The following is a 26,293-nucleotide window of genomic DNA, read 5'->3' on the forward strand; positions in this document are numbered from 1 at the left end:
AACCCGGTACAGCGAACCCGGAGCACGATCTCGTATGAACGACCCATACAGGCAGGACGCCGCCCTCCTCCGCGGCATGACCCAGCGCCGCCTCGGCAGGCGCGACGCCTTCCGGCTCGCGGGCCTGTCGGCCACCGGGCTCGCCCTCGCGGCCTGCGGCGTGCAGGGCAAGGGCACGGCCAGGCCGTCCTCCTCCGCCCAGGTGGAGTCCGAGGTGGAGAAGTACTGGTCGGGCAAGGCGAAGAACGGCCACGTCGACTTCGCCAACTGGCCGCTCTACATGGACCCCAAGCAGCCCGAGCTCAAGGAGTTCACCAAGCGCACGGGGATCTCGGTGACCTACAAGGAGGTCATCCAGGAGACCACGAGCTGGTACGCCAAGATCCAGCCGCAGCTCGCCGCGGGGCAGTCGATTGACTACGACCTGATGGTCGTCACCAACAGCATCCAGCTCACCCAGCTCATCAAGCTCGGCTACCTGGTGCCGCTCGACCACGGCCGGCTGCCCAACTTCACGAAGAACGTCGGGCCGCGGTACACGCAGGAGGCGTTCGACCCGGGCAACGTCTACACCGTTCCGTGGGCGTCAGGCATGACGGGCATCGCCTACAACCCGAAGTACGTCGACACGCCGCCGACGAGCTACTCGGCGCTGTGGGATCCGAAGTACAAGGGCAAGGTCGGCATGTTCTCCGACTCCCAGGAGATCGCGAACTTCGGGCTGTTCGCGATCGGCGTCGACCCGGACACGTCCACACCGGCCGACTGGGAGAAGGCTGCCGCGAAGCTCACGGAGCAGCGTGACTCCGGAATCGTCCGTAAATATTACGACCAGTCGTACATTGACCCGCTGGCCAAGGGCGACATCTGGATCTGCCAGGCGTGGTCCGGCGACATCTTCCAGAAGAACATCTCCGACGGCACGGACCTGAAGTTCGTGATCCCGGAGGAGGGCGCCACGATCTGGACCGACAACTTCATGATCCCGAAGACCGCCGCCAACCCGGTCGACGCGATCACGCTGATCGACTTCTTCTACGAGCCCGCGATCGCGGGAAGCCTGGCAGAGTACATCAACTACGTCACCCCGGTCCCGGCGGCGAAGGACGCCATCGTCGCCGACGCGGCCAAGGCGTCCGGGGCCGACAGGAAGACCCTCGAAACGATCGCCGAGAGCCCGCTGGTGTTCCCCAGCGATGAGGACTACGCCAAGCTGCGCACCTACGTGACCCTCGGAAACAGCGAGGAGCACAAGAAGTTCGAGAGCGTCTTCCAGCCGATCACCACCTCATGAGCAGGCTCAGGGCGGCGCTCACGCCGTACGCGCTGATCTTCCCGGGCGGTCTCTGGCTCGCGATCTTCTTCGTGGTCCCGATGATCGTCATGCTGTCCCTGTCGCTGCAGTCGGGCAGCGTCGAGGACGGCTACGCCTTCACCTTCAACTGGCACTCGTACGCCGACGGGCTGGCGAACTACCACGACCAGATCATCCGGTCGCTGCTCTACGGCCTGGCCTCGACCGCGCTGCAGATCGCCATCGGGTTCCCGGTGGCGTACTGGATCGCGTTCAAGGGCGGCAGCCGCAAGTCGGTCTACCTGTTCCTGCTGCTGCTGCCGTTCCTGGTGTCGTTCGTGCTGCGGACGATCTCCTGGCAGTTCCTGCTGTCGGACAACGGCATCCTGCTCGGCCCGCTCAAGGACATCGGGCTGCTGCCGGACGGCTTCCGCGTCCTCGCCACGCCGTTCGCCGTGATCGCCGGCCTCGCGTACAACTTCCTGCCGTTCATGGTGCTGCCGATGTACGTGGCGCTGGAGCGGATCGACCCGCGCGTCCTGGAGGCGGCGCAGGACCTTTACGCGAGCCGGTTCCAGACGTTCCTGCGCGTGGTGCTCCCGCTGTCGCTGCCCGGCGTCTTCGCCGGCGTGCTGATGACGTTCGTGCCGGCGACGTCGGACTACGTCAACGCGTCCGTGCTCGGCGGCACGAACACCACCATGATCGGCAACGTCATCCAGAACCAGTACCTGGTCACGCAGGACTACCCGACGGCCTCGGCGCTGTCGTTCACGCTGATGGCGCTGCTGCTCGTCGGCATCTTCGTCTACGCCAGGGCGCTGGGCACCGAGGACGTGCTGGAGGTGGCGGCCCGATGAGGCAGGGTCTGCTGAGGGGGCGCGGCCTCCAGATCTACACCTGGCTGGTGATCGCCTGGCTGGTCGTGCCGATCGCGGTCATGATCCTGTTCGGGTTCAACGACACGCACGGCCGGTACAACACCGCCTGGCAGGGCTTCACCTTCAAGTGGTACGGCAAGCTGTTCGAGATCGGCGACCTCACCCAGGCGTTGGTGAACTCGCTGCTCATCGCCGTGCTGACGATGATCATCGCGGGGGTGCTCGGCTCGCTCATCGGCCTGGCGCTGGGCCGCTACCGGTTCCGCGGGTCGGCGACGACGAACCTCGTCATGTTCGCGGCCATCTCCTGCGCCGAGATCGTCATGGGCGCCTCGCTGCTTTCGCTGTTCGTCACCCTCGCCGTGCCGCTGGGCTTCTGGACGATCGTGATCTCGCACGTCATGTTCTCGATCTCGTTCGTGGCCGTGACCGTGCGGGCCCGGGTGATGACGCTGGACCGCTCGCTCGAGGAGGCCGCCAGAGACCTCGGAGCCGGCACCTGGACCACGTTCCGCCTGGTCACCCTTCCGATGATCTTCCCGGGTGTGCTGGCCGGGTCGATGCTGGCGTTCGCGCTGTCCATCGACGACTTCGTGATCACCAACTTCAACGCGGGCGGGACGGTGACGTTCCCGCTGTGGATCTGGGGAGCCACCCGCGTGGGCATCCCGCCCCAGGTCAACGTGATGGGCACGCTGATCTTCGCGGCCGGCGTGCTGATCGCCGTGGCCAACGCCCTCGTGGCCCGACGCCGGACCTGACGTAGGACCCATTGAGAACCTGTGAGATCCCCGGGATCTCGAGGGGAAGTGAAATGTGTGAGTCCGCAGAAAGCTCTCGCTGACGCGGAGCGCAAGCCGTACTGGCTGGACCGGTCGATCGCGCCCGAGCCGCTGCCCCCGCTCACGGGAGACGTCACGGCGGACCTGGCCGTGGTCGGCGGCGGCTTCACCGGCCTGTGGACGGCCCTGATGGCCAAGGAGCGCGACCCCTCGCTCGACGTGGTCCTCCTGGAGGGCCGCGCGGTCGGATGGGCCGCCTCCGGCCGCAACGGTGGGTTCTGCGCGGCGAGCCTGACCCACGGGCTCGGCAACGGCCAGGACCGCTGGCCCGCGGAGATCGCGACGCTGGAACGGCTCGGCCGGGAGAACCTCGACGAGATCGAGAGCACTCTTGCCCGATATGGCGTCGACTGCTCCTACGAACGGACCGGCGAGCTGCGGGTCGCCACCGAGGAGTGGCAGCTCCCGGGGCTCGACGAGGAGGTGAGCGGTGCGGCCTCGCTCGGCGTGCGGCTGGAGCGGCTCGACCGTGAGCAGGTGCGGGCCGAGGTGGACTCTCCGACCTACCTCGGCGGCGTGTGGGACCGGCAGGGCGTCGCCATGGTCGACCCGGCGCGGCTGGCGTGGGGGCTGCGCGACGTCTGCGTGCGGCTCGGCGTGCGCGTCTTCGAGCACACGCCGGTGCGCTCCCTGCACGACGACGGCCTGGTGCTGGAGCTGGACACCCCGAAGGGGCGGGTCAGGGCCGGGCGGGTGGCGCTCGGCACCGGCGCCTTCCCGCCGCTGCTGCGCCGCCTCAGGCACTTCCTCGTGCCGGTGTACGACTACGTGCTGATGACCGAGCCGGTGCCGGACGACCTGCTGGCGGAGATCGGCTGGCGGGGCCGCCAGGGCGTCGGCGACTCGGCCAACCGGTTCCACTACTACCGGCTGACCGACGACAACCGGATCCTGTGGGGCGGCTACGACGCCGTCTACCACAACGGCGGCCTGGTCCGGCAGGAGTACGACCAGCGCGACGCCACCTTCGAGAAGCTCGCCACGCACTTCTTCGAGACGTTCCCGCAGTTCCACGGCCTGCGCTTCACGCACAGGTGGGGCGGGATCATCGACACCTGCAGCCGGTTCAGCGCCTTCTTCGGCACCGCGTACGGCTCGCGCCTCGCCTACGCCGCCGGATACACCGGCCTCGGCGTGGGGGCCACCCGGTTCGGCGCGAACGTGATGCTCGACCTGCTGCAGGGCCGGGTGACCGAGCGTACGGACCTGCACATGGTGCGGCACAAGCCGGTGCCCTTCCCGCCGGAGCCGGTGCGGTCGGGCGTCATCCAGCTCACCCGCTGGGCCATCGCCCGGGCCGACGAGCACGAGGGCCGCCGCAACGCCTGGCTGCGCACCCTCGACGCCTTCGGCGTCGGCTTCGACTCCTGACGGGGAAGGGCCGTCTCGCCGCCCCGCCGCCCGGGTTCCGTTCACACCAGGTTTGCGGGGTGCTCCCTACGTTTCCCGCATGCGTAGATTCTTGGCCGGAACGACCCTCATCGCCCTGCTCACGGCGGCGTGCGCCGCCGGGCCCGCGCGGCCGGCGCGTACGTCCGGGGCGCCCGCGTGCGACCCCGCGCTGGACACCGCGTTCACGGCCTGGGCCGCGGCCGGGTTCAGCGGGTCGATCGCGATACTCAAAGACGGCGCGTTCGAGTGCCGTGCCGCCTACGGCATGGCCGATGCCGCCGCTCGCCGGCCGAACACGCCCGAAACGGTGTTCAGCATCGGGTCGGTGACCAAGGCGGTCACCGCGGCCGCGATCCTCCGGCTCGCCGACGAGGGGAGACTGTCGCTCGACGACCGGGTGGGGAGGATTCTGCCGCGGCTGCGCGGGCCGGTGGCCGAGGCGACGGTCGGGCAGCTCCTGCTGCACACCAGCGGGCTCAACGGCACGCACGGAGACGACTACGAACGGCTGTCGCCGGACGCGGCGATGGCGGCGATCGGCACGCTGAAGCTCGCCTTCCCCCCGGGGACCGGATACGTCTACTCCAACTCCGGATACACGCTGCTGGCCCTTGTCGTCGAGCGCCTGTCGGACCGGGGTTACCGGGACTACCTGGGTTCGGCCGTCCTGCGGCTCCCCGGCGGGCGGGTGGCGGGCGGGTTCTGGGACGGGCGCCCGGCCGCCGGCCGGCCTCACCCTGCGCCGTACGCGCGCGGGCGCCGGCGGATGAGGCGGCCCGTGGTCAGGCGGTGAGCCAGCGAAGGGGGTTGTCGTGGGTGATGAGACGCAGCGTGTCGTCGTCCACGCCGGCCTCCCGCAGGACCGGGAGGACCGATGAGAACAGCCGGCCGTAGCCCTGCCCGCCGTAGCCGGACAGGTGCTCCCGCAGTCGCACGCCGTTGCTGAGCAGGATGCGCTCGGCGTGCCCGCCGTCGAGGAGGGTGAGGACGTCCTCGGCGTCGTCCACGCTCACGTACGCTCCGGTCTCGGCGATCTTGCGCTGGACCAGCGGGTCGCCGGCGCGGGCGGACAGACGCCGGGCGGGGACGTTCTGCGAGAGCAGGAGTTCCAGCAGCTCCAGGCCGCCCGTCGCCACCGGGAGGTCGGTGCGCAGCGAGGCGCGGGCGACGGCGGTGACGGCCCGTTCCTCGGCGGGGGTGGGCGTCTCGTCCCACGCGGCGGCGACGATGACGCCCGGCCGCGCGCCCGTCCCGTCGAGTCCGGCGCCGATCTCGTGCAGCAGGTCGGCGGTGAGGTCCTCCACGTCGTAGCGGGTGATGGCCTCACCCGCGAACGGCTGCGCGGCGAACCCGGTGGCGGCCACGATCGGGACCCGGGCGGCCATCGAGATCCGGGCGAGCGCCGCGGGGTCGCGCGCCATCCCGATGCAGCTGTGCTCCACGACGAGGCCCAGCGCCTGCTCCCTGCCGAGGTCCTTGACCTCGGCCAGCACGTATCGCTCCTCGTCCAGCCAGCGATGGGGATCGGAGTCCACGCCGATCCCCCAGCGGGTGTCGGTGCGCAGGTGCTCGTACGGCAGCACCGGCCCGTCGATCTCGGAGACGGGGACGGCGCCCGTGACGGTCTGGATTCGGGGAAAATACGCGCCGGACATGAACGGACATTAACCGATTTTGTGCCGAAACCGCTCGTGAATCGCAGGATTGTCGATGTTCAGCGGCGTGGGCCGGGTCAGCTCATCGTCCTGCCGCCGTTGACGGCGAGCCGCTGGCCGGTGACGAACCGGGCGCCGGGGGAGGCGAGGAACGCCACCGTCTCGGCCACGTCCGCCGGCACGCCCATGTGCCCCAGCGGGACGTCGCGCAGGTAGCCGGTGTAGTCGTCCGGGGGGACGTCCGCGTGGCGCTCCACCGGGATCCAGCCCGGCTCGACGGTGTTCACCGTGATCCCGTACGGCCCCAGCTCCTGGGCCCACGACCGGGTGAGCCCGTGCATCGCGGCCTTGGCGGCGACGTAGTGCCCGAACTCCGGGTTGCCGAGATCGGCGACCTCGCTGCCCACGTTGACGATCCGGCCGGAACCGGCCTCGCGCATGCCGGGCAGCACGGCCTGCAGGATCAGCAGCGGGGCCTTGACGAAGAAGCGGAGCTGGCCGAGGTGGTCCTCCCAGGTCTGCTTCTCGACCGGTATCAGCGGCTGGGGTCCGGTGGCGTTGTTGACGACGACCTCGACACGCCCGAGCGCGGCCACGCCCTCCCGTACGGACTCCTCGTCGGTGACGTCGAACCGGGCCAGGCGGGCCGAGCCGCCGGCGGCCGTGATGCGGTCGACGACGGCGCGCGCCCCGGCCGTGTCGTTGGCGTAGTTGACGGCGACGTGCCGGCCGTCCGCGGCGAGCCGTTCGGCGATGACGGCGCCCAGACCTCGCGAGGCGCCCGTGACCAGTGCGGTACTCATGGGAACCGTGCCTATCACAGATCGCGTAGGGCAGGATGGTGGCCATGGATGAGATCGCCGCACTGGTGGACCGGGCCGAGATCGTGGACGTCGTCACCGCCGTCTTCGACACGGTGGACGCCAAGAACTGGCCGGTGTGCCTGGAGCTGTTCGACGACGAGGTGGACGCGGACTTCAGCAGCCTCAACGGCGGGGGACCGGCCCGGATCAGCGCCGAGGCCCTCGTGGACGGGTGGCGCACCGGCCTGCACGCCCGCAAGCAGAGCTTCCACAGCGTGAGCAACTTCGCGGTGACGGTGGACGGCGCCGAGGCGCACGTGACCACCAAGGGGTATTCCTACAACCTGCTCGACGCCGCGCTGGGCGGCGGCATGTTCGAGGTGTGGGGCGTCTACCGGCTCGGGCTCGTACGGCAGGCCGAGGGATGGAAGGTCACGGCGCTGGCGTTCCACGCCTGGCACTCCCGCGGCGACGAGGCGGTGCGCACGCACAGGCTGGAGGACTAGGTCGTGTCTGACAAATCATGGCCCTGCTGCGCGCGGCCCAGGCGGCGCCTCGCTGCGTTCTCGTCGTCGCCCATAGCTCCGCTATGGGCTCCTCCTCGGCCTTGCGATGCATCCACCTGGATCCACGCTCGCGACGGGCAGCATTTGTCAGACACTCCCTAACGCGTGATCGCCGGGGCCTCGGCGTGCAGCCGCCGCAGGACCCGGCGGAACGCCCAGACGGACGCCACGAAGGCCAGGCCGGTGACGACGGCGACGGCGGCGGTGCGGATGATCAGGTAGTCGCCGATCGACTCGTGCAGCAGCAGCCAGATGCTCATGGCCGAGTTGCCCAGGAGCACGAACGCCCACAGCAGGGTGATCCGGGCGAAGAAGATGCGGACGCGTTCGTGCCGCAGCACGAACGACGGCAGGTGGATGTAGTCGAGGGTGAGCCGCTGCACCAGCGGGCGGCGCATCCGCACCGACGCCAGGAGCACCATGCTGATGCAGATCGTGCCGAGCTCCGGCTGGATGAAATAGAGGACGGGGCTGCCGGTCCACAGGCCGATCACGGTGCGGAAAGTGATCGCGATCGCCGCCATGATCATCGTTCCGGGGACGGGCTGACGCCGGATGATCCGCCACAGGACGCCCAGGTAGACCCAGGACACCGCGGCCATCAGCGCGCCGCGCAGGCCGAGCACCGCGAGGGCCGTGTAGAAGACCACGAGGGGAGCCACCACGCCTTCGAGGAGCCGGGGCACCGCCTGCTTGATCAGCGCGGTGAGCCGTGGCAATGCGAAGGGTGTGTGGTTCATGGTGACTCCAACGGGCCGGTGGAGGAGACCGACGCTGTAGTTGGGCAACGCGCCTACCCGGACATAGCGGATGGAAACACCCGAGTGAGGCGGCCTCGTCGGTGGCTTACCGTACCTGACCGTCAGGCTTGCGGAGGCCGAATGCGCGAACCGTCCTCGCGCTCCACAACGGTACGACACACGTCTCGCGGACGTCATGGTAGATGGGAAATCCCTGGTCAGCGCTTTACCCGGGGCCGCTGGGCGCTTTCCCCGGCGGCCGGTGGGCGCGGGTTACGTTGACGGCATGGACTCAGGTTTCGGCTACTTCGCAACGGATGATGCGGTTCGTCCTGATGTCTTGGCCCGGCTCGTCGAGCAGCGCGGCCACACGGCGCTGCTGTTCACCGAGCACACGCACATCCCGGTGCCGCCCGACGGCCAGACGCCGAAGGACGAATGGGGCGGTGACCTGCCGCGGCGCTACTGGCACACGTACGACCCGTTCGTCGCCTCGATGGCCGCGGGCGCGGCGACGACCCGGCTGCGCGTGGGCACGGGCATCTGCCTGGTGCCCGAGCACGAGCCCCTCGGCCTGGCGAAGATGGTCGCGAGCGTGGACAACCTGACCGGCGGGCGGTTCGAGTTCGGCATCGGCGCCGGATGGAACCGCGAGGAGTTGCGCCACCACGGCGTCGACCCGGCCCGCCGCTTCGCCGTGCTGCGGGAGCGCGTGCAGGCGATGCAGGAGATCTGGACCCGTGACGAGGCCGAGTTCCACGGCGACTTCGTGTCCTTCGACCCGGTCTGGTCATGGCCCAAACCGGCACAGAGGCCCTACCCGCCGATCCTGGTGGGCGGCGCCGGGCCGCGCGTCTTCGACCGCGTGCTCGCCTACGGCGACGCGTGGCTGCCGAACTACGGCCCCGGGATCCTGGACCGCGTCCCCGAGCTGTTCCGGAGGGCCGAGGAGGCGGGCAGGGACATCGCGGTCGTGATGCTGTCCACGCCGGCCGACCCCGGCGCGCTTGAGCAGTGCGAGAAGGCCGGGGTCGCCCGGGTGATGGCGTGGCTGCCGTCGGCCGGATACGACTGGGTCCAGCGGGCGATGGACGCCTTCGAGAACGCCCTCGCCGACCTGCACGGCGAATGAGCGCGGCCGGCCGGGGAGCGGCGTCAGCTCAGTGTCGCGGTGGCCAGCTTGGCGCCGAAGCCGAGGAAGAGCGCGCCGACCCCCGAGGTGAGCCCGGCGGCCAGCCTGCGACGACGCCGGAAATGGCCCGCGAGGAACGTGCCGCCGAAGATGAGCGTGCTCAGGTAGGTCACGCTGAAGACCTGCACGATCAGCGCCAGGATCAGGAACGACAGCGCCGGCGCGCCGTACGACGGGTCCACGAACTGCACGAAGAACGCCACGAAGAACAAGATGGCCTTGGGGTTGAGCAGGCTGATCGTGAACGCCTTGCGGATCGGGCTGCCCACCGGCGCCGGGACGGCCTCCTGGGCCGCCTCCGCGACCTGCGGCGCCTCCGTGACCTGGGCCGCTCCGCTCCGGGAGGCCCGCAGGGAGCGCCAGGCGCCGCGGAGCATGCCGAAGCCGATCCACGCCAGATAGATCGCGCCTGAGTACTTCACGATCGAGAACAGGACGGGTGTGGACTTCAGTAGCGAGGCGACCCCCGCGGCCGACAGGAACATGAGGACCGAGTCGCCGGCGAAGACCCCGGCCGCCGCCCGATAGCCCTGCCGCACACCGCGCTGGGCGGCGGTGGACAGCACGAACAGCGAGTTCGGCCCGGGCAGCAGGATGATCAGGAACGATCCTGCGATGTAGGTCCAGATATTGGTGATCCCGAAGAACATGCCCGCTCCCGTCACGAAACTGCATGTCCTGTTATAGCCCTATCCACGCGTCGGTCACAGCCGGTAGATTCCTATTGACTTGGTAGGGAACTCGGGAGAATTCTGGGATGCATGACGCTGTGGAAGCCTGACCCCACCTTCTACCCCTCGCCCAGGGACGCCGCCGAGGCGCCGCCGGAGAAACTGGCCTACGTGGCCGCCTTCGACCGGTCGGCCCAGCGGCCCGACGCGCTCGCCGTGCTCGACACCGACCCCGGCTCCCCGTCGTACGGGACCGTGGTCGGCTGGACCGACCTGCCGTACACGGGCGACGAGCTGCACCACTTCGGCTGGAACGCCTGCAGCAGCGCGCTGTGCCCGTACGCGCCGCATCCGCACGTCGAGCGGCGTTACCTGATCGTCCCCGGCCTGCGGTCGTCGCGAATCTACGTCTACGACACCAAGGACCGGGTCAGCCCGCAGCTCGTGAAGATCGTCGAGGCCGAGGAGCTGGGCAAGCGGGCCGGCTACTCCCGCCCGCACACCGTGCACTGCGGCCCGGAGGGGCTCTACGTCAGCGCGCTCGGCGGCTACGGCGACGACGGCCCCGGCGGCATCGCGATCCTCGACCACAACTCGTTCGACGTGCTCGGCCGGTGGGAGGTGGACCGCGGCCCGCAGTATCTGGCGTACGACTTCTGGTGGCACATCAACCACGACGTGATGGTCACCTCCGAGTGGGGCACGCCCTCCATGATCGAGGACGGCGTTGTCGGCGAGCTGCTGCTCGGCCGTAAATACGGCCACAAGCTGCACTTCTGGGACCTGCGCAAGCGCCGGCACGTCCAGGAGGTGGACCTCGGCGACCAGCACCAGATGACGCTGGAGCTGCGCCCCGCCCACGATCCGACCAAGACGTACGGATTCGCCGGGGTCGTGGTCAGCGTCGAGGACCTGTCGGCCTCCGTATGGCTGTGGCACAGGGATGTCAGGCACGGGGACGGCTCCCGCTGGGCGGCGCAGAAGGTGATCACCATCCCGGCCGAGCCCGCCTCGCCCGACGACCTGCCCGACGTGCTCAAGCCGTTCGGCGCGGTGCCGCCGCTGGTGACCGACATCGACCTGTCGGTGGACGACCAGCGCCTGTACGTGTCGTGCTGGGGCACCGGCGAGCTCAAGCAGTATGACGTGTCCGACCCGTTCAAGCCGGTCGAGATCGGCTCGGTCCGCCTCGGCGGCATCGTGCGGCGGGACGCGCACCCGGCCGCGCCGGACGAGCGGCTCGCGGGCGGGCCGCAGATGGTCGAGGTGAGCCGCGACGGCCGCCGGGTCTACGTCACCAACTCCCTGTACGGCGCCTGGGACGACCAGTTCTACCCCGACGGCGTGGGCGCCTGGATGGCGAAGATCGACGCCGAGCCGTTCACACTGGACGAGCGGTTCTTCCCGCACGGCGACGACTTCCGGGGCCTGCGCCCGCACCAGGTCCGGCTGCAGGGCGGCGACGCGTCCTCCGACTCCTACTGCTATCCGTGACGCTGACCGCGGTCATCCTGCTCGGCGCCTTCCACGGGATCAACCCCGCGATGGGCTGGCTGTTCGCCGTCGCCCGTGGGTTGCAGGAGCGCAGCCGCGACCTGCTGCTGCAGTCGCTGCCGGTCATCGCGCTGGGCCACCTCGCGTCGGTGGCCCTCGTGGTGCTCGCCGTGTCGGCGACCGGGTCGATCGTGACGGCCACGGCCCTCTCGATCGGGGCCGGCGTCGTGCTCGTCGGGTTCGGCCTGTGGCACCTGCTCGCCCGGCGGCACTTCCGCTGGGTCGGCATGCGGCTGTCGCTGCCGCAACTGGCCGCCTGGTCGTTCCTGATGTCGTCGGTGCACGGCGCGGGCCTGATGCTGCTGCCCGTGCTGACCCGCATGCCGGCGAGTCACCATGGGCATGCCCTGTCGGGCGGGATGCTCGTCGCCGGCGTGCACACGCTCGCGATGTTCCTGACGGCGACCGTCGTCGCCGTCGTGGTGTACGAGTTCCTCGGCGTGGCCGTCCTGCGGCGGGCCTGGTTCAACCTTGACAGGATGTGGGCGTTCGCCCTGGTGGGGGCGGGCGTCGTCACCCTCGTGGGCGCCATCTGAACGTGACCGGGGGACAGGCCGGTGACCGCGGGGTCCCGGGTGCCTGGCAGCATTGACCGGCGTGCGGGTTCGTCTCCTCGGCGCGCTCGAGGTTCTCGACGACGACGGGGCTCCGGTCGCCGTCGCGGGCACGCGCGTGCGCGCGTTGCTCGCCCTGCTGGCCCTGCGGCCCAGCCGTCTCGTCCCCGCCGACCGGCTCGTGGACGCGCTGTGGGAGGACGACCCGCCGGCCAATGCCGCGAACGCGCTGCAGACGCTGGTGAAACGCCTGCGCGCGGCGCTCGGGCGGCCCGGCGCGGTGGTCTGGCGCGACGGCGGTTACGTGCTCGACGTCGAGCCGGGGCAGGTCGACGCCCACGTGTTCACTGCCCTGACCCTGCCGTACGCGACGGGCGCGCTGCCGGACCGGATGGCGGACGGCGAGGTTCCCGGCGCGGAGCTGGATGACGCGTGCGCGGAGCTGGACGAGGCGCTGGCGCTGTGGCGCGGGCCCGCCCTGGCCGACCTGCGCGCGGTGGCCTACCTGGCGGGCGCGGCAGCGCGGCTGGAGGAGCGGCGGCTGGCCGTGGTCGAGGCCCGCGCCGCCGCCTACCTCGCGCTCGGACGTGAGGTGGACCTGTCGGCCGAGGTGGCCGCCCATCCGCTGCGCGAGCGGCTGTCCGCCCTGGCGATGCGCTCGCTGGCCCGCTCGGGCAGGCAGGCGGCGGCGCTGGCCCTGTACGAGCGGGTTCGCAGGGTGCTCGCGGACGAACTCGGCGTCGATCCTGGCCCGGAGCTGCGGGCCGCCCATCTCGACGTGCTGCGTGGACGGGAGACCCCGCCCGCGCATGAGCGGCCGGCCCGCACCCCCGATGCCCCAGGCACTTCCGGCACGGGCACTTCCGACACGGGCACCTCCGGCGCTGGCACTTCCGGCACGGGCACCTCCGGCACCCCCGGTGGCAGCGTCGACGGCGCGGGCCGGCGTGCTGGCCAGTGTGCGGGCAGGCGTGCGGGCAGGCGTGCGGGCAGGCGTGGGGGCAGGGTGTGGGCGCCGCCGACGACGTTCGTGGGCCGGGAGGAGGAGGTCACGCACCTCGCGGCCCTGCTGCGCGAGTCCCGGCTGGTCACGATCGTCGGGGCGGGAGGGGCGGGCAAGACGCGCCTTGCGGTCGAGACCGCCCTGCGCGCCTCCGGCGACGCCGCCGCCGCGAATCGGGTCGCCGGAGACAGCGCCGCCGGAGACAGCGCCGCCCGAGACAGCGCCGCCCGAGACAGCGCCGCCCGAGACAGCGCCGCCCGCGAAAGCGCCACCGGGGAGGGCGCCGCCGCGGAGGACGGCGACGATGCGGGCGGGTCCCGCAGCTACGGCGAGAGCGGGCACGGCGAAGGCGCGTGGCTCGCCGAGCTGGCCCCCCTGACGGACCCCGCGGACGTCGTGCGGTCCGTGCTCGACGCGCTCGGCGCCGACGCCGAGCCGCGGGTGGGCGGGGACTGGCGGCGCGACCCGCCGGACCCGGCCGAGCTCCTGGTCGCCTCCCTCGCCGGGCGCGAGCTGCTGCTCATCCTCGACAACTGCGAGCACGTCATCGACGCCGCGGCCGGTCTGGCCGAGCTGGTGCTGCGCCGCTGCCCGGGGGTGCGTGTGCTGGCGACCAGCCGCGAGCCGCTCGGCGTGCCGGGGGAGATGCTCGCCCCGATCCCGCCGCTCGGCCTGCCTCCGGAGGGCGTCACCGGCGTCACCCCCCGCGAGGCGGGCGAGTATCCCGCCGTACGCCTCCTGGTGGACCGCGCTCGCGCGGTGAGCCCCGGCTTCGCCCTGGACGACCACACGACCCCGCACGTCGTCACGATCTGCCGCCGCCTCGACGGGATGCCGCTGGCCATCGAGCTCGCCGCGGCGCGGATCAGGGCGCTCGGCCCCGAGCGGCTCGCGGCCCGCCTCGACGACCGGTTCCGCCTGCTGACCGGCGGGAGCCGTACGGCACTGCCGCGGCACCGGACGCTGAGCGCCGTGGTCGAGTGGAGCTGGGACCTGCTCACGCCCGAGGAGAGGACGCTGGCGGAGCGGCTCGCGGTGTTCGCCGGCGGCGCCACGCTGGACGACGCGGAGCCGGTCTGCGGGGGCGACGGCCTCGACGTGGTGGCGGTGCTGCCGTCCCTGGTCGACAAGTCCCTGCTGGAGACGCCGGGCGACGGCCGGTTCCGGATGCTGGAGACGATCCGCGCGTACGCGCTGCGGCGGCTGACGGACAGCGGTGAGCTCGACCGCTACCGGCGGCGGCATGCGGCGCACTTCCTGCGGCTCGCCGAGGAGGCCGAGCCGCGCCTGCGCGGAGCCGGGCAGTTGGAGGTGCTGGCCAGGCTGACCGCCGAGCAGGACAACCTGAACGCCGCCCTGCGCTGGGCCGTCGATTTCCGGGAGGCGGAGACCGCGCTGCGCCTTTGCGGCACGCTGAGCTGGTATTGGTGGCTGCGCGGACATCGCGGACAGGCGGCCGCCTGGGCCGGCCAGGTCCTCGAACTCGTCCCCGAGGGCCCGCCGGCCGGGCTGGTGCGCGCCTACGCCGGGTGCCGGTTCGCGGTCACGGTCACCCGGCTCGGCGCGATCTGGACGGAGCCCGCCTGGGTCGAGGAGATCCGCCGGGAGCTCGGCGACCTCATCGACGAGGCCCTCCGCGAGGGCCCGGTGCATCCGATGCTGCCGATCCTGCGGGCGGTCGTGACGGCGATGGCCGGACGCAGGGAGGAGGCGGCCGCGATGCTCGACGCCTATGCCGGCTCCGGCGATCCCTGGCTGGCCGGCTCGGCGCTGATGATCAGGGGCGGGTCCCTCGGCATGCCGGGCGGCAGTGAACAGGACGTCGCGGAGGCGGTGCGCAGGTTCCGGACGCTGGGAGAGCGCTGGGGGCTGAGCGAGGCCCTGCTCACCTTGGCCACACTCCGCGCCCGCCGGGGCGCGCCGACGGCGGACCTGATCGACGAGATCGCCGGGCTGACCGCCGGATGGGTCAGCCCGGACGACACGATCTCCACACTGACCCGCCTGGCCGAGCTGCGCCTTCTGGCGGGCGACGACGAGGGCGCGGCGGCGGACGTGGCGGCCGCCCGCTCCCACGTGGCCGCCGGCGTCTCGCCGTACGCGCTCGTGCAGGTGAGCATGGGCGAGGCGAAGGTGGCGCGGAGCCGGGGCGATCTCGACGCCGCGGCGGCGGCGTACGAGGAGGTCCTGGCCGTGCTGGAGGCGCACCCCGCCGTCCCGCAGCAACTCGCGTCGGCCTACGCGGAGTACGGCAGGACGCTGCTGGCCAGGGGCGACCTCGACGGCGCGCTCGCGCGGCACCACCAGGCGCTGCGCGCCCTCGGCGCCGCCCCCGACCCGCCGGTCCTCGCGACCGTGCTGGCCGGGCTGGCCATGATCGCCCTGACAGGGGGCGACGCGACGCGCTCCGCGACGCTCTTCGGCGCGGCCGACGCCGAGCACCAGGGCTGGCGGGCGGACGCTGAGGCCGCCGAGGCGGTCACGACGGCGCGTGAGGCGGCGGGCCCGGACTTCGACGCCGCCTACGAGCGAGGCCGCGCGTCGCCGCGCGAGGACCTCGGCCTGCCCGCCACCGGCAGCAGCAGGTAGGACGGCGCGCCGATCGTGATCCGCGCCGTGCCGGCTCGTTCCGGCGGGAGACAGGGAGCGGTTCACCGGGGGTTCACCGGATCCTCCGGGTGTAGGCGCGCACGGCGAGCGGGACGAAACACGCGGTGACGGCGGCGGCCCACGCCAGCGTGACCCAGACGTGCGTTCCCACGGGAGCGCCGGTGAGCAGCGCGCGGACGGCGCCGGCCAGGTGCGAGACCGGATTGACCGACGACCACCAGCGCAGCACGCCCGGCAGGTTGGCCGGGGGGATGAACGCGCTGCTGCCGAACGTCAGCGGCAGCAGGACGGCGGTCGCCATGCCCTGCATCGAGGCGACGGACTTGGCCTTCAGCCCGAGCCATGCCGACACCCAGCTCAGCGCCAGCGTGAACAGCAGCAGGAGGGCCAGGCCGGCCAGCGCGCCCAGGGGCGAGGCCGTGATCCGGAACCCGGCCGCGATCCCGGCGAGCAGGGCCACAGCGATGGTGACCGCCGTCGTCAGCGCGTCCGCGGTCACCCGCCCGACCAGTGGGGCGGAGCGGGCGATCGGCATGCTCCGGAACCGGTCGAACACGCCGTTCACGATGTCCTCGGCGAGGTTCATGCCCGTGGCGTTCGTCGAGATGAGGGCCACCTGCACGAGCACGCCGGGCAGCAGAAAGCGCGCGGCGTGCTCGGTGTCGCCGGACATGGCCCCGAACATCAGGACGAAGACCACGACCATGAAGACCGGCTGAAGCAGGAACTGGACGAGCCGGCCGGGCTCGTTCCGCAGCGGCACCAGGCTCCGCCAGGCGAGGGTCATGCCCTGCGCGAGCGCGCCCCGGTGCCCGGTCGTGGACGGTACGGCGGTCATCGCGTTCTCCCTACGCTTGTCGTCGGTCGGTCCTACTCGTGTCGCGGATGCAGCCGTCATCGCGTCCTTCCCGAGGTCGTAGTGCCGGTGAGGGCGAGGAACGCCTCGTCGAGCGTGGGCCGGCGCACGGCGTGCTCGGCGAGGGAGACCCCGGCCTCCTCCAGCCGTCGGAACACGGCCGGGCTCACCGCCGAGTCCAGAAGCGGCACGCTGAGCAGCCCGTTCTCGCCGCGGTGAGGGGTCAGCCCGGTGACCTCGGCGAGGATCAGCTCCGCCTTCTCCGCGTCGTGCTCCGGCCGTATCTCCAGCCGCCGGTCGCCCGCCCTGGCCTTCAGCTCGCGAGGCGTGCCCCGCGCGGCCACCACGCCGTGGTCGATGAGCACGATCTCGTCGGCGAGTTGGTCGGCCTCCTCCAGGTACTGCGTCGTGAGCAGCACGGTCGCCCCGCTCGCCACCTGCTCACGCACGATCCGCCACAGGTCCGCCCTGGCGCGCGGGTCGAGCCCGGTCGTCGGCTCGTCCATGAAGACGATCGACGGCCGGCCGACCAGGCTGACGGCCAGGTCGAGCCGCCGCCGCATGCCGCCCGAGTAGGAGCCCGCCGCCCGGTCCGCGGCGTCCTCCAGCACGAACTCCGCGAGCAGCGCCGCCGCCCTGCCCCGGGCCTCGGCCCGGCGCATGCCGAGGAGCCGCCCGATCATCACGAGGTTCTGCCGCCCGGTCAGCTTCTCGTCCACCGACGCGTACTGACCGGTCAGCCCGATCAGCTTCCGCACCTTGGCCGGTGCCTTCACCACGTCGTGCCCGCCGACCGCCGCCCGGCCGCCATCGGGGGAGACGAGTGTGGCGAGGATGCGGACCGCGGTGGTCTTGCCCGCGCCGTTCGGGCCGAGCACGCCGAGCACCGAGCCTGGCGGCGCGGCGAGGTCGATCCCGGCCAGCGCGGCCTTGTCGCCGTATCTCTTCACGAGGCCGTGAGTCTCTATCGCGTACGTCATGCTCCGACGGTCGCCGCCCGCGCTGGCATGAGCCTGGCATGGAGCTGGCAGGGCTGGCACGGGGCTGGCAGGGCTGGCACCGTACTGACACTGGGTCGGCGCTGGGCCGGCAGGGTCGCCGGCAGGGCTCCGGCCGCCTCGCCAAGGGCAGCGGCGAGGGGTGAAACGTGCAGACAAGTGAGGCATCATGGATCACCGCAGGTGGCGCCACTGGAACGTGCCCGCCTGCGACATGAGCCGCGCATAACCCGGGCTTAAGACTGCGCTCCTTGTCCGCCCGACGGCGCCGCCACTACGCTCCCGCGACATTCCTCTTCTCTCCTCCGCGTCCGTCGCGGAGGCTCGTCCCTGTTCGGAGCCCACCATGGGAGCGATCACGCGTGGCACCTTCGCCGTCGTGGTCCTGAGCGCCGTGCTGTCCTCGCTGTTCGTCGCCTGGTTCGGCCCGGCCCGCGCCACCGAGTCCGCCACCGAGTCCACCGGGGCCGCCGCCGGGACCGCCGCCACGGCCCTCAGCCAGACGCAGGCCAGGTCACGTGTCGTGGTGCGGCCGGCCGTCGCCGCACCGGCGCGGGCCACGGTCGCTCCCGCGCAGGCCGCCGCCCCCATGCAGACAGCACCGGCGCAGGCAGCACCGGCGCAGGCCGCTGCTCCCGTGCCCTTGGTGACCGTCACCGTGACCGTCACGCCGTCGCCGTCCCCCTCGCCGGGCCGCATCAGGGTGGGTTACGTCCCCCAGCGCGGCGCGTACGGCGCCACGTCCACCGTGCGCGACCTCGACACCAGCGGGCTGGCGGGCAGGCTGACCCACGTCCTCTACGCCTTCGCGAACATCGACCCCGGCTCGCTGACCTGTCTCACCGGGGTCACCCGACCGCTCGCGCCCGACCCGAACGACCCCGACCAGGGTGACGGCGCGGGCGACGCTTGGGCCGACTACCAGCGCGGTTTCACGGCCGCCGAGTCGCTGGACGGCGTGGCCGACCCACCGGACGCCCCGCTCGCCGGAAACTTCAACCAGCTGAAAAAGCTCAAGGCCCGCCACCCCGGCCTGAAGGCACTGATCTCGATCGGCGGCTGGACCTACTCCAAATACTTCTCGGATGTCGCGCGGACCGCCGCCACCCGGCAGAGGTTCGTGAAGTCGTGCCTCGACGCGTACATCAGGGGCGAGCTGCCGGGTGCCGGGGGCAGGGGTGGTCCGGGCAGCGCGGCGGGCGTCTTCGACGGCGTCGACGTCGACTGGGAATGGCCCGGTGGAGAGGGGCACCTGGGCAACCACACGGGCATCGGCGACAGGCGGAACCTGACGGCCCTGCTGGCCGAGTTCCGTGCGCAACTCGATGCGCTCGGTGCGGCCACCGGCCGCCACTATCCGCTGTCGGTCTACCTTCCCGCCGACCCCGATCGCATCGACGCCGGCTTCGACCTGCAGAAGCTGGTCGGCCTCGTCGACTTCGTCAATGTGCAGAGCGACGGTCGGCACGCCGTCCGCGAGGGTGCGATCCTGCGCTGACCTCGCTCGCCTTGACCGTACTCACCCCAACGGACGAGTAGCGGGCCCCAACGCGCGCATAACCCGGCTCAGCACGTAGACCGGCGATGACAAGGTTCGTTAGGAACGCTGTCAGATTGGGTCTTGTGAACCAGCGACCGCGAAGCTACGATCCGTACAACTGTTAGGAAACTTTCCTAAGAGAAAGATCGGGAGCCGGAAATGGCCCTTCCTCACCCCTAGCGTCTTCCTCTCGCATCCCGCCACCAGACGCCCTTCAGCGCAGTAGGGCCGGTGCTGTTCCGATTGGCCGCATCCGTCAGGCGCCGGCCGTACGGACTCCCATGACCTCCCCGTTCACCCCCACAGAGGTTGTGTCCATGCGAACCAGGCACCTCTGGCGTGCGCTCGCCGCGATGGCCGGGGTCGCACCGAGGCTCGGCCCGAACCCGGTGTGCCGCCCGCGCCGTACGCCGGCGACGGCTGCACGAGCACGGCCGAGGTGCACAGCGCCTTCGGCTGCTTCGGCTGCCGGGCGAAGGCGACGGGCTGCGGTTCCCACCGGCCGCACGGCGTCTTCCCCGGACTGCGCGGCCTCATGGCGTGGTCCGTCGACTGGGACAGCCACACGGGCTCCGAGTTCTCCCGCTCCCACAGGGCGTATCTCGACGCCCTGAAGCGATCCGCCACTCAACCCCCCATCCAACCCCCCACCCACCCCCCAACCACCATTGCGAGGAAGAATGCAGCTTCGCTTCGGTACGGGCCGGCCCGCCAGGGCGGCCCTCGCCCTGCTCGCCTCCCTCCTCCTGGCCGTCGCAGGACTGGTCGCGGGAACGGCCGCGTCCGCCTCGGCGGCCCCGAACAGCGTGGTCATGCTGGCCTATCCGGCCTGGGCCCCGAACACCTGGTACGCCATCGGCGCCCGGGTGACCTACAACGGCGCCGACTACGAGTGCATCCAGGCGCACACATCCCTGACCGGCTGGGAGCCGCCGATCGTCCCGGCGCTGTGGAAGAAGGTCAGCGGCGGAGGCAACCCGTCCCCGAGCCCGTCCCCGAGCCCGACGCCTCCGTCCGGCGCGCCGGGCAAGCCGGGCAACCCGTCCGTCACCGGCACCACGAACTCGTCGATCTCGCTGTCGTGGTCGGCGTCGAGTGGCACGGTGACCGGCTACCGCGTCTACGAGGGCACCTCGGTCAAGGCGACCGTCGGCGGCACCGGTGCCACGATCTCCGGCCTCGGCACCTGCACCACCCACACGTACACGGTCAAGGCGTACAACTCGAACGGCGAGTCCGCGGCGAGCGGTTCGGTGACCGGGGCCACCACGGGCTGCCCCACGAGCGGCGGGAAGCTCCCCGGCGCGCCCTACCTGTATGAGGGCTGGGGCAACCCGCCGAACCCGGCCACGGTCATGAACGCCACCGGGGTCAAGCAGTTCACGATGGCCTTCATGCTCTCCGGCGGCGGCTGCACCCCGGCGTGGGACGGCTCCCGCCCGCTGTCCGGCAGCGCCGACGCCTCCGCGATCTCGCAGATCAAGGCCGCGGGCGGCAACGTCCAGATCTCCTTCGGCGGCTGGTCGGGCAACAAGCTCGGCCCCAACTGCTCCAGCTCGTCCGCCTTCGCCTCGGCCGTCCAGCAGGTCGTCAACGCCTACAACCCGGCCGCGGTCGACTTCGACATCGAGAACAGCGACGAGTTCGAGAACGAGGCCGTCCAGGACCGCATCCTCGGCGGACTGAAGATCGTCAAGCAGAACAACCCGAACGTCAAGGTCGTCGTCACCTTCGGCACCAGCACGACCGGCCCGAGCTGGTGGGGCACCCGGCTGATCAACCAGTCCAAGGCGCTCGGCGTCAACATCGACAACTACACGATCATGCCGTTCGACTTCGGCGGCGGCGCGAACATGTACCAGAACACGGTCAACGCGTCCGAGGGCCTGAAGAACGCGCTTAAGGCGGCCTGGGGCTGGAGCGACGCCCAGGCGTACGCGCACATGGGCATCTCCGGCATGAACGGCCTGTCCGACCAGCAGGAGCTCACCTCTGTGAGCACCTGGACGCAGATCCGCGACTGGGCCAAGTCCAAGGGCCTGGGCCGGCTCGCCTTCTGGGCGGTCAACCGCGACCGCGGCTGCGCGGGCGGCGGCGTGGTGTCGAACTGCAGCGGCATCGCGCAGAACGACTGGGACTTCACCAGGATCACCGCGGGCTTCTGACCCGTCCACCTGCCGACGGCCATAGGGAGGCCAGAGGGATCCGGGCACGGCCCGCCGGACCGGATCCCTCGCCGTCCCAGGCGATGTAAGCGCGGACCGACGCGAGTCGGGCGCCCATGATCAGGCGACCGGTCCGGCGGGGACGACCCCCCTACCCGCCGCGCCGGTCGCCCCCATGCGTGGGGGCGAGCAGGCCGATCAGCATCCCGACGATCACGGCCACGGCGAGGGTGGTCCACAGGCGAATTTTCATGAAGTCTCCTGGATGTAACGCTCCGTGGTCACACTACCCCGAATCGTGACGGATCGCGACGGCCGGATGGCCGAATCGGGGATCGAGTCGCCTGTTCGCCGTTCGTCGGGCAGGCTTGGCTCGTCATGGAATACGCGATCCCCACCAGCATCGTCCTCGTCGCCGGCGTCGTGCTCGCGCTCGCCGCCCAATGGAAGGGCTGGCGGCCGTCCCTGGCCGTCACGCTCACGCTCGGCATCGCCGTACGCGTGCTGATCATGGTCCTGTCGGCCAGGGACACTCACTGGCAGCCGGTCGACTACGTCAACAGCTTCCAGCCCGCCGGCGTGGCGATCCTCGACCACCGTGATCCGGTGCTGGAGAGCAACGGCGGATGGCACTTCCTCCCGACGATCCCGTACATGTACGGCCTGCTGCTGTGGCTGGGCATCCCGTGGGAGTACGCCGGCCGCATCGTCACCGTCGTCGCCGACGTCGTGCTGATCCCGCTCGTGGGCAAACTGGCGGGTGCACGGACCGAGAAACTGCGCGCCTTCCAGTACGCCTGCAACCCCCTCGCGATCCTCGTCGCCTCCGTGCACGGCCAGGTCGAGCCGGTCTCTCTGGTCTTCGGGGTCGCGGCGTACGTCGTGGCGCGCGGCCCAGGCGGTTGGCGGCGCCCCGAGCCTCTGCCCTGGGCCCGCATACGGCTCGCGAACCGTGACCTGCCGCTGCCCTGGATCTCGCCGGGCGAGATCGTGCGGCGCATCGTCCACCCGTCGCAGGAGGATCGCGCGGCGACGGGCCGGGCCGTGTGGGCGGGGCTGCTCATGGGGCTCGCGCTCTGCGCGAAGAGCTGGCCGGTGATCCTCGTGCCGGCCCTGCTGATGTTCCTGCCCGGACTGCGCAGCCGCCTGGTCTCGCTGGTCGCGACCGGTGTCCCGCCGGTGTTCTTCCTGCTGACGCTCCCGATCGGCGGCTGGACGGACTGGCGGCAGTTGCCCGAGGTGCTCAACACCATCGGGCTGCGGCCCAGCGACGTCCGCCCGATCACGGGGGACTGGGGCTGGACCACCCTGGTCAGCGGCGGCAACTGGAACCTCGATCCGCTCCCGGCCAGGATCGGCCAGTACATGATCTACGCCGCGATCGTCGCCTGCCTCGTCTGGTGGCGTAAGGCCGACCCCGTCGACGTCACGATCGCGATCCTGCTGTCCTTCATGATCTTCACACCGCGCCTCGGCGCGCAGTACCTGCTGTGGTTCATGCCGTTCCTGGTCGCCCGGCCCACCCGCTGGGCCTGGCCGACGATCATCGGCAGCACGTTGTGGGCCGCGATCGGCTACATCGTGCTCACCCAGTTCCACGGGGCCAAGTGGGGGGAGCTGCACGCGCCTTGGGCGATCAGTTCGCTCGTGCTGTTCCCGGTGCTGATCGCGGCCATCCCTTGGCGGCGCAGGCATATGGAGACCCCGCCGGTGCCGGTCCCGGGGGAGGAGAACGCCGTCCCCGCCGCCTGAGACGACGGTGCCGCCCGTCTCAGGTCACGATGAGGCGGACCATGTGGCCGTGGCTCTTGAAGCCGGGCGGGTCACCGTCGAGCACTCCGGTCACGCACTCGAACACGCCCGGCGCGGCCTGCCGTACGAAGAAGACGGCCTCGGCGATTGCCGACAGCAGCCGGATCACGTCGCGTTGCACGTGGACGCCTTCCCTGTCGCCGGCCAGCGAGACCGTCACCTCGTACACGCCGTCGTCGAGCAGGCGCTCACCGGTCAGCAGCCACTCCGACCCGCACGCACGGCGCAGGTGGGGGAGCAGATGAGCCTCGGGTTCCTCCGCCACCCAGCCGTCCCGTGCCATCGCGTCCAGCAGGGCGGACACCTGTGGCTCCATCGCCGAGGCGTCCGCGATCCCGGTGAGGAGCTCGTCGCCGTCCCAACGCCGCATGATCAGACCTTAAGCCGGAGCACGGCGGCGCTGCCCGCAGACGCTCCGTGTCGTCGCCCGCCTCACGGCCCTGGCCATGACTCCGCCCCGAAATGTCGCCCACGGCCACTAGCGTCTCCACCCACAGGCGTGATCAATAGGGAGGGGTCGCAATGGCTCAACCGCTCCGCAGCGTCGAGGACGAGGTGCCGATCTCCTACGGCCGCTTCGACCTCCTGGACGCGTGCGGTCTCGGCGTCGAGGCCGGAGCGGAAGAGGCGGCGGCGGGGGCGCTGCTCGCCGAGCCCGGTCGGGTCGCCCTCGGCCAGGTCGGCGTGAGCAGCCATGCGTGGGCGTGGAGTGCGCACGTACGGATGGAGGCGTGGGACGCCGAACCTCCCCCACCCGAGGAGCCCTGGACCGAGGCCGGGCAGATCCTCTATCTGAGTCCGGGCGGCATCGTCGAGCTGTGTGGCCTCATGCTCGCCCCGTCGGGGCAGCGGCTGCTGCTTGGTCCGCCGTTCTTCGCCTATGGCCTGCGGGCCTATGCCGGACCGGTCCGTGCGGAGCCCGCCGAAACCGGGCCGGCCGAAGCAGGGCCGGCAGAAACCGGGCCGGTCGACGGCGACGAGGCCGTGACCGAAGCCGTCGAGGAGGCATGGCTGCTGCGGTTCTGGCCGCTTGCCGACGCCGCCGGTCCGGCGCTACGCACGGAATCCGAGGCGGCCGGCCTGGCGGCGGGGAGGATGCGTGAGGCCCTTCCGCTCGACCCCGGCTCCGCCGCGCCGCGGCCGGAGGAGTGGCCCGCGCTGCGGTCATCGCAGCGACCCGCACCCGCGCCTGCGCCGGTGATCCGCCGGTCCCACCCGGCCGAGAACGCCCCGGACAGCGATGCTGAGCGCCGCTTCACCGTGCCGCAGGAGACGCGCGACTCCTGGCGGCGGCTCGACGAGACGCTGGGCGACCTGCGCATCGACATGCTCGGCAACCTGCCCGCGGGCGTCGCTTCCTGGTCGCAGGAGCAGCTTGAGCGATACGCGACTCAGTTGCGCGTGAGCCGGCGCATCGGTGCAGAGCTGAACCCCCACCGCGCACCCACCCTGACGCTTGAGGAAACCAGCGTGCGGACTGTCCTGCTCGGGCCCGATCCCGGTTTCAGCGGCCGCGCCTGGGTGTGGGGCGCCGATGAGAACGCCTATGGCGACGTCCTGTCGATTGACAGGGAGGTCATCGCCGGCGACCGCATCCGCCGCGGAACGCTGCTCACCGGGATCGTCACCATCCTGCGCAACGAGAACGGCTTCGTCGAGGTCCGCGCGGCCTCGGCCGCGGAGGCCGTGCGAGTGCTCGGCATCGAACGGCTACGGGGCTAACCTGGCCGGACGATGTCACCGAGGTTCGGGCTGTCCGGGTTGTTCCGGCTGCGGGTCTGCCTGGGACGCCGGCGAGCGTTCAGGCAACCGCCCGGAGATGAGCGCGGCGGCCCACGCGCCGTCCGGGTCGCTGTCGACGAGCAGAGCGCGGACGAGCAGGCTCAGCGGGATCGCCAGCAGTGCGCCGAGGGGACCGAGCACCCACGCCCAGACGATCAGGGAGAGGAACGTGGCCGTGGTGGACAGACCCACGGCGTCACCCAGGAACTTCGGCTGGATGAACGACTGGATCACCACGTTGATCGCGATGTACGCCACGATCACCAGCAGCATCGTCTTGGGCCCGCCCTCCAGCAGCCCGAGCAGCGCCGGCGGGATGAGGCCCAGGATGAACCCGATGTTCGGGATGTAGTTCGTGATGAGGGCGAGCACCCCCCACAGCAGCGGGAGCGGCACGCTCAGCACGTACAACGCGATCACGTCCAGGACCGAGCAGATGAGGCCGAAGACGGTCGAGACGATCAGATAACGGCGCGTCCTGTACGTGAAGGTCTTGAGGGCGCGGGCGAGGGCCGGTCGTTCGGTCGAGGCGGCGTCCACGATCCGGGCGAACACAGGAGCGTCGAGGCTCATGGCCAGCAGCAGCACGACGATCAGGAACAGGCTCGACAACACTCCCAGAAGGCTGCTCAACACGCTCTGGGCGAGGCCGATCACCTTGCCGAAATCGAGCGACGACAACGCCTTGTTGAGTTGCTCACTCCCGTAGCCGAGACCCGCCGCCCAGTGCTGGAGGTCGTCCACCATCGCGTTGAACTGGTCCGCGTACGTGGGAGCCAGGATCGCGAGTTGCGCGGCGGCGAGGCTGAGCACCGCGACCATGCCGAGCAGGACCAGCAGCACCACGGCGAGGGGGAAGGCCACCTGCAGCCATACCGGCGCCTTGTGGCGGCCCAGCCAGCCGCGTACCGGGGAGACGGCGATGACGAGGGTCAGCGCCAGGACGACCGGGCCGACGATCGAGCCCACCGCCTGGACGCCGGCGAGCGTTATCACCGCGGCAGCGGCGCAGACCAGCACGATCAGGGCGCGAGGGAACCCCTGTCGAGTCACGTCCCGTTCCTACCCCTTCTCCTTGTGAAAAGGCTGTGCAAGGTGGATCAGTCGTAGCACGCCCAGGCCCCTACCCTTGTCGGCGCGGGCGAGTCGTGACGGGAATGAGGCCGGGTCGCGCGCCGTCCGATTGGTGCGGCACTTGCAAGCGACAGATGACCTGCCGGAATAGGTCGCCGGATGGGTGCGTTGGAGGTTGGCCGGGCCAAGCCGTCGGCAGGCCCTGGTAATCTTGTGGTGTCGGCGCGGTTCGGCGCACTTCTCTTCGATCACTTCGGTGGTTGTCTTGCGTGTGCGGGCTTGTTGCCGGTGGCTTCTCGTGCTTTTCGA

General features: G+C 71.1%; 23 protein-coding genes. 15 read left to right on the forward strand and 8 right to left on the reverse strand.

Annotated features, from left to right (window positions below; translation table 11 throughout):
- Window positions 1–34 precede the first annotated feature (34 nt).
- From ACGFIB_RS36205 to ACGFIB_RS36225, 5 genes are all read left to right on the forward strand, one after another.
- Window positions 35–1,294, forward strand: coding sequence for a polyamine ABC transporter substrate-binding protein (locus ACGFIB_RS36205; RefSeq protein WP_357252695.1), 1,260 nt, complete (start codon window positions 35–37; stop codon window positions 1,292–1,294).
- Entirely contained in the window at window positions 1,291–2,154 is an 864-nt protein-coding gene (locus tag ACGFIB_RS36210) for an ABC transporter permease (protein ID WP_142575788.1), read from the forward strand. Before ACGFIB_RS36205 ends, ACGFIB_RS36210 begins: the two co-directional genes overlap by 4 nt.
- Window positions 2,151–2,936: an ABC transporter permease gene (locus ACGFIB_RS36215; protein WP_357252692.1), complete on the forward strand. Its 786-nt coding sequence runs from the start codon at window positions 2,151–2,153 to the stop codon at window positions 2,934–2,936. Before ACGFIB_RS36210 ends, ACGFIB_RS36215 begins: the two co-directional genes overlap by 4 nt.
- A 57-nt stretch (window positions 2,937–2,993) precedes the next feature.
- Window positions 2,994–4,388 (forward strand): NAD(P)/FAD-dependent oxidoreductase, encoded by a 1,395-nt coding sequence (locus tag ACGFIB_RS36220; protein WP_393377942.1) that lies wholly within the window; start codon window positions 2,994–2,996, stop codon window positions 4,386–4,388.
- A gap of 79 nt (window positions 4,389–4,467) precedes the next feature.
- The gene (locus tag ACGFIB_RS36225) at window positions 4,468–5,202 is read left to right on the forward strand and encodes a serine hydrolase domain-containing protein (protein ID WP_393377945.1); all 735 of its coding nucleotides are present in this window, start codon (window positions 4,468–4,470) and stop codon (window positions 5,200–5,202) included.
- Here ACGFIB_RS36225 and ACGFIB_RS36230 read toward each other — a convergent pair.
- Both ACGFIB_RS36230 and ACGFIB_RS36235 read right to left on the reverse strand, forming a co-directional pair.
- Window positions 5,192–6,064 (reverse strand): phosphotriesterase family protein, encoded by an 873-nt coding sequence (locus tag ACGFIB_RS36230; protein WP_393377947.1) that lies wholly within the window; start codon window positions 6,062–6,064, stop codon window positions 5,192–5,194. The genes ACGFIB_RS36225 and ACGFIB_RS36230 overlap by 11 nt on opposite strands.
- Window positions 6,065–6,141: 77 nt before the next feature.
- Window positions 6,142–6,867, reverse strand: a complete 726-nt coding sequence (locus ACGFIB_RS36235) for an SDR family oxidoreductase (protein ID WP_191055082.1) — start codon at window positions 6,865–6,867, stop codon at window positions 6,142–6,144.
- Window positions 6,868–6,911: 44 nt separating this feature from the next.
- Between ACGFIB_RS36235 and ACGFIB_RS36240 the strand changes: the two genes are divergently transcribed.
- Window positions 6,912–7,373, forward strand: coding sequence for a nuclear transport factor 2 family protein (locus ACGFIB_RS36240; protein WP_167748494.1), 462 nt, complete (start codon window positions 6,912–6,914; stop codon window positions 7,371–7,373).
- 158 nt (window positions 7,374–7,531) lie between these two features.
- On the opposite strand, the gene ACGFIB_RS36245 is transcribed toward ACGFIB_RS36240, so the two are convergent.
- Window positions 7,532–8,173 (reverse strand): VC0807 family protein, encoded by a 642-nt coding sequence (locus ACGFIB_RS36245; protein ID WP_393377949.1) that lies wholly within the window; start codon window positions 8,171–8,173, stop codon window positions 7,532–7,534.
- A 340-nt stretch (window positions 8,174–8,513) separates the two neighbouring features.
- Here ACGFIB_RS36245 and ACGFIB_RS36250 point away from each other — a divergent pair, with 340 nt between their 5' ends.
- The gene (locus tag ACGFIB_RS36250; RefSeq protein ID WP_357249503.1) at window positions 8,514–9,305 is read left to right on the forward strand and encodes an LLM class F420-dependent oxidoreductase; all 792 of its coding nucleotides are present in this window, start codon (window positions 8,514–8,516) and stop codon (window positions 9,303–9,305) included.
- A gap of 23 nt (window positions 9,306–9,328) precedes the next feature.
- On the opposite strand, the gene leuE is transcribed toward ACGFIB_RS36250, so the two are convergent.
- Window positions 9,329–10,015 carry a leucine efflux protein LeuE gene (gene leuE, locus ACGFIB_RS36255; RefSeq protein WP_357266117.1) on the reverse strand — a complete coding sequence of 229 codons (687 nt, stop codon included), beginning with the start codon at window positions 10,013–10,015 and terminating at the stop codon, window positions 9,329–9,331.
- Between the two features lie 111 nt (window positions 10,016–10,126).
- Between leuE and ACGFIB_RS36260 the strand changes: the two genes are divergently transcribed.
- The 3 genes from ACGFIB_RS36260 (at window position 10,127) to ACGFIB_RS36270 (ending at window position 15,736) form a co-directional block, all read left to right on the forward strand.
- The gene (locus ACGFIB_RS36260; RefSeq protein ID WP_393377952.1) at window positions 10,127–11,530 is read left to right on the forward strand and encodes a selenium-binding protein SBP56-related protein; all 1,404 of its coding nucleotides are present in this window, start codon (window positions 10,127–10,129) and stop codon (window positions 11,528–11,530) included.
- The gene (locus ACGFIB_RS36265; protein ID WP_223868495.1) at window positions 11,518–12,126 is read left to right on the forward strand and encodes a hypothetical protein; all 609 of its coding nucleotides are present in this window, start codon (window positions 11,518–11,520) and stop codon (window positions 12,124–12,126) included. Before ACGFIB_RS36260 ends, ACGFIB_RS36265 begins: the two co-directional genes overlap by 13 nt.
- 61 nt (window positions 12,127–12,187) lie before the next feature.
- Complete coding sequence (locus ACGFIB_RS36270) at window positions 12,188–15,736, forward strand: AfsR/SARP family transcriptional regulator (RefSeq protein ID WP_393377954.1); 3,549 nt, start codon at window positions 12,188–12,190, stop codon at window positions 15,734–15,736.
- 73 nt (window positions 15,737–15,809) lie between these two features.
- Here the strand turns inward: ACGFIB_RS36270 and ACGFIB_RS36275 are convergent, their stop codons facing one another.
- Both ACGFIB_RS36275 and ACGFIB_RS36280 read right to left on the reverse strand, forming a co-directional pair.
- The gene (locus ACGFIB_RS36275) at window positions 15,810–16,595 is read right to left on the reverse strand and encodes an ABC transporter permease (RefSeq protein WP_393377956.1); all 786 of its coding nucleotides are present in this window, start codon (window positions 16,593–16,595) and stop codon (window positions 15,810–15,812) included.
- Window positions 16,596–16,651: 56 nt separating this feature from the next.
- Window positions 16,652–17,593, reverse strand: coding sequence for an ATP-binding cassette domain-containing protein (locus ACGFIB_RS36280; RefSeq protein ID WP_393377958.1), 942 nt, complete (start codon window positions 17,591–17,593; stop codon window positions 16,652–16,654).
- Between the two features lie 38 nt (window positions 17,594–17,631).
- Here ACGFIB_RS36280 and ACGFIB_RS36285 point away from each other — a divergent pair, with 38 nt between their 5' ends.
- The 4 genes from ACGFIB_RS36285 to ACGFIB_RS36300 all read left to right on the forward strand — a co-directional run bounded on the left by ACGFIB_RS36285 (window position 17,632) and on the right by ACGFIB_RS36300 (window position 23,068).
- Window positions 17,632–17,757 carry a hypothetical protein gene (locus ACGFIB_RS36285; protein WP_393377961.1) on the forward strand — a complete coding sequence of 42 codons (126 nt, stop codon included), beginning with the start codon at window positions 17,632–17,634 and terminating at the stop codon, window positions 17,755–17,757.
- A gap of 200 nt (window positions 17,758–17,957) precedes the next feature.
- Entirely contained in the window at window positions 17,958–19,109 is a 1,152-nt protein-coding gene (locus ACGFIB_RS36290) for a glycoside hydrolase family 18 protein (protein ID WP_393377964.1), read from the forward strand.
- 722 nt (window positions 19,110–19,831) lie between these two features.
- The gene (locus ACGFIB_RS36295; protein WP_393377965.1) at window positions 19,832–21,316 is read left to right on the forward strand and encodes a carbohydrate-binding protein; all 1,485 of its coding nucleotides are present in this window, start codon (window positions 19,832–19,834) and stop codon (window positions 21,314–21,316) included.
- 378 nt (window positions 21,317–21,694) lie between these two features.
- Window positions 21,695–23,068 carry a hypothetical protein gene (locus ACGFIB_RS36300; protein WP_393377968.1) on the forward strand — a complete coding sequence of 458 codons (1,374 nt, stop codon included), beginning with the start codon at window positions 21,695–21,697 and terminating at the stop codon, window positions 23,066–23,068.
- A gap of 19 nt (window positions 23,069–23,087) precedes the next feature.
- On the opposite strand, the gene ACGFIB_RS36305 is transcribed toward ACGFIB_RS36300, so the two are convergent.
- Window positions 23,088–23,498 carry a hypothetical protein gene (locus tag ACGFIB_RS36305; RefSeq protein ID WP_142575807.1) on the reverse strand — a complete coding sequence of 137 codons (411 nt, stop codon included), beginning with the start codon at window positions 23,496–23,498 and terminating at the stop codon, window positions 23,088–23,090.
- 152 nt (window positions 23,499–23,650) lie between these two features.
- Between ACGFIB_RS36305 and ACGFIB_RS36310 the strand changes: the two genes are divergently transcribed.
- Complete coding sequence (locus tag ACGFIB_RS36310; RefSeq protein ID WP_393377970.1) at window positions 23,651–24,850, forward strand: hypothetical protein; 1,200 nt, start codon at window positions 23,651–23,653, stop codon at window positions 24,848–24,850.
- Between the two features lie 15 nt (window positions 24,851–24,865).
- Here the strand turns inward: ACGFIB_RS36310 and ACGFIB_RS36315 are convergent, their stop codons facing one another.
- Window positions 24,866–25,963: an AI-2E family transporter gene (locus tag ACGFIB_RS36315; protein ID WP_393377972.1), complete on the reverse strand. Its 1,098-nt coding sequence runs from the start codon at window positions 25,961–25,963 to the stop codon at window positions 24,866–24,868.
- Window positions 25,964–26,293: the final 330 nt, after the last annotated feature.

The sequence above is a fragment of the Microbispora bryophytorum genome, assembly GCF_043197435.1.
Taxonomy (GTDB): Bacteria; Actinomycetota; Actinomycetes; order Streptosporangiales; family Streptosporangiaceae; genus Microbispora; species Microbispora bryophytorum.

Bases quoted from the DNA above. Each gene is read 5' to 3' on its own strand.
- ACGFIB_RS36290 (WP_393377964.1), top strand. From the start codon at position 17,958: ATGGGAGCGATCACGCGTGGCACCTTCGCCGTCGTGGTCCTGAGCGCC.
- ACGFIB_RS36260 (WP_393377952.1), top strand. From the start codon at position 10,127: ATGACGCTGTGGAAGCCTGACCCCACCTTCTACCCCTCGCCCAGGGAC.
- leuE (WP_357266117.1), bottom strand. From the start codon at position 10,015: ATGTTCTTCGGGATCACCAATATCTGGACCTACATCGCAGGATCGTTC.
- ACGFIB_RS36285 (WP_393377961.1), top strand. From the start codon at position 17,632: ATGGAGCTGGCAGGGCTGGCACGGGGCTGGCAGGGCTGGCACCGTACT.
- ACGFIB_RS36300 (WP_393377968.1), top strand. From the start codon at position 21,695: ATGGAATACGCGATCCCCACCAGCATCGTCCTCGTCGCCGGCGTCGTG.
- ACGFIB_RS36240 (WP_167748494.1), top strand. From the start codon at position 6,912: ATGGATGAGATCGCCGCACTGGTGGACCGGGCCGAGATCGTGGACGTC.
- ACGFIB_RS36225 (WP_393377945.1), top strand. From the start codon at position 4,468: ATGCGTAGATTCTTGGCCGGAACGACCCTCATCGCCCTGCTCACGGCG.
- ACGFIB_RS36310 (WP_393377970.1), top strand. From the start codon at position 23,651: ATGGCTCAACCGCTCCGCAGCGTCGAGGACGAGGTGCCGATCTCCTAC.
- ACGFIB_RS36280 (WP_393377958.1), bottom strand. From the start codon at position 17,593: ATGACGTACGCGATAGAGACTCACGGCCTCGTGAAGAGATACGGCGAC.
- ACGFIB_RS36230 (WP_393377947.1), bottom strand. From the start codon at position 6,064: ATGTCCGGCGCGTATTTTCCCCGAATCCAGACCGTCACGGGCGCCGTC.
- ACGFIB_RS36210 (WP_142575788.1), top strand. From the start codon at position 1,291: ATGAGCAGGCTCAGGGCGGCGCTCACGCCGTACGCGCTGATCTTCCCG.
- ACGFIB_RS36305 (WP_142575807.1), bottom strand. From the start codon at position 23,498: ATGCGGCGTTGGGACGGCGACGAGCTCCTCACCGGGATCGCGGACGCC.
- ACGFIB_RS36275 (WP_393377956.1), bottom strand. From the start codon at position 16,595: ATGACCGCCGTACCGTCCACGACCGGGCACCGGGGCGCGCTCGCGCAG.
- ACGFIB_RS36295 (WP_393377965.1), top strand. From the start codon at position 19,832: ATGCAGCTTCGCTTCGGTACGGGCCGGCCCGCCAGGGCGGCCCTCGCC.
- ACGFIB_RS36235 (WP_191055082.1), bottom strand. From the start codon at position 6,867: ATGAGTACCGCACTGGTCACGGGCGCCTCGCGAGGTCTGGGCGCCGTC.
- ACGFIB_RS36215 (WP_357252692.1), top strand. From the start codon at position 2,151: ATGAGGCAGGGTCTGCTGAGGGGGCGCGGCCTCCAGATCTACACCTGG.
- ACGFIB_RS36205 (WP_357252695.1), top strand. From the start codon at position 35: ATGAACGACCCATACAGGCAGGACGCCGCCCTCCTCCGCGGCATGACC.
- ACGFIB_RS36245 (WP_393377949.1), bottom strand. From the start codon at position 8,173: ATGAACCACACACCCTTCGCATTGCCACGGCTCACCGCGCTGATCAAG.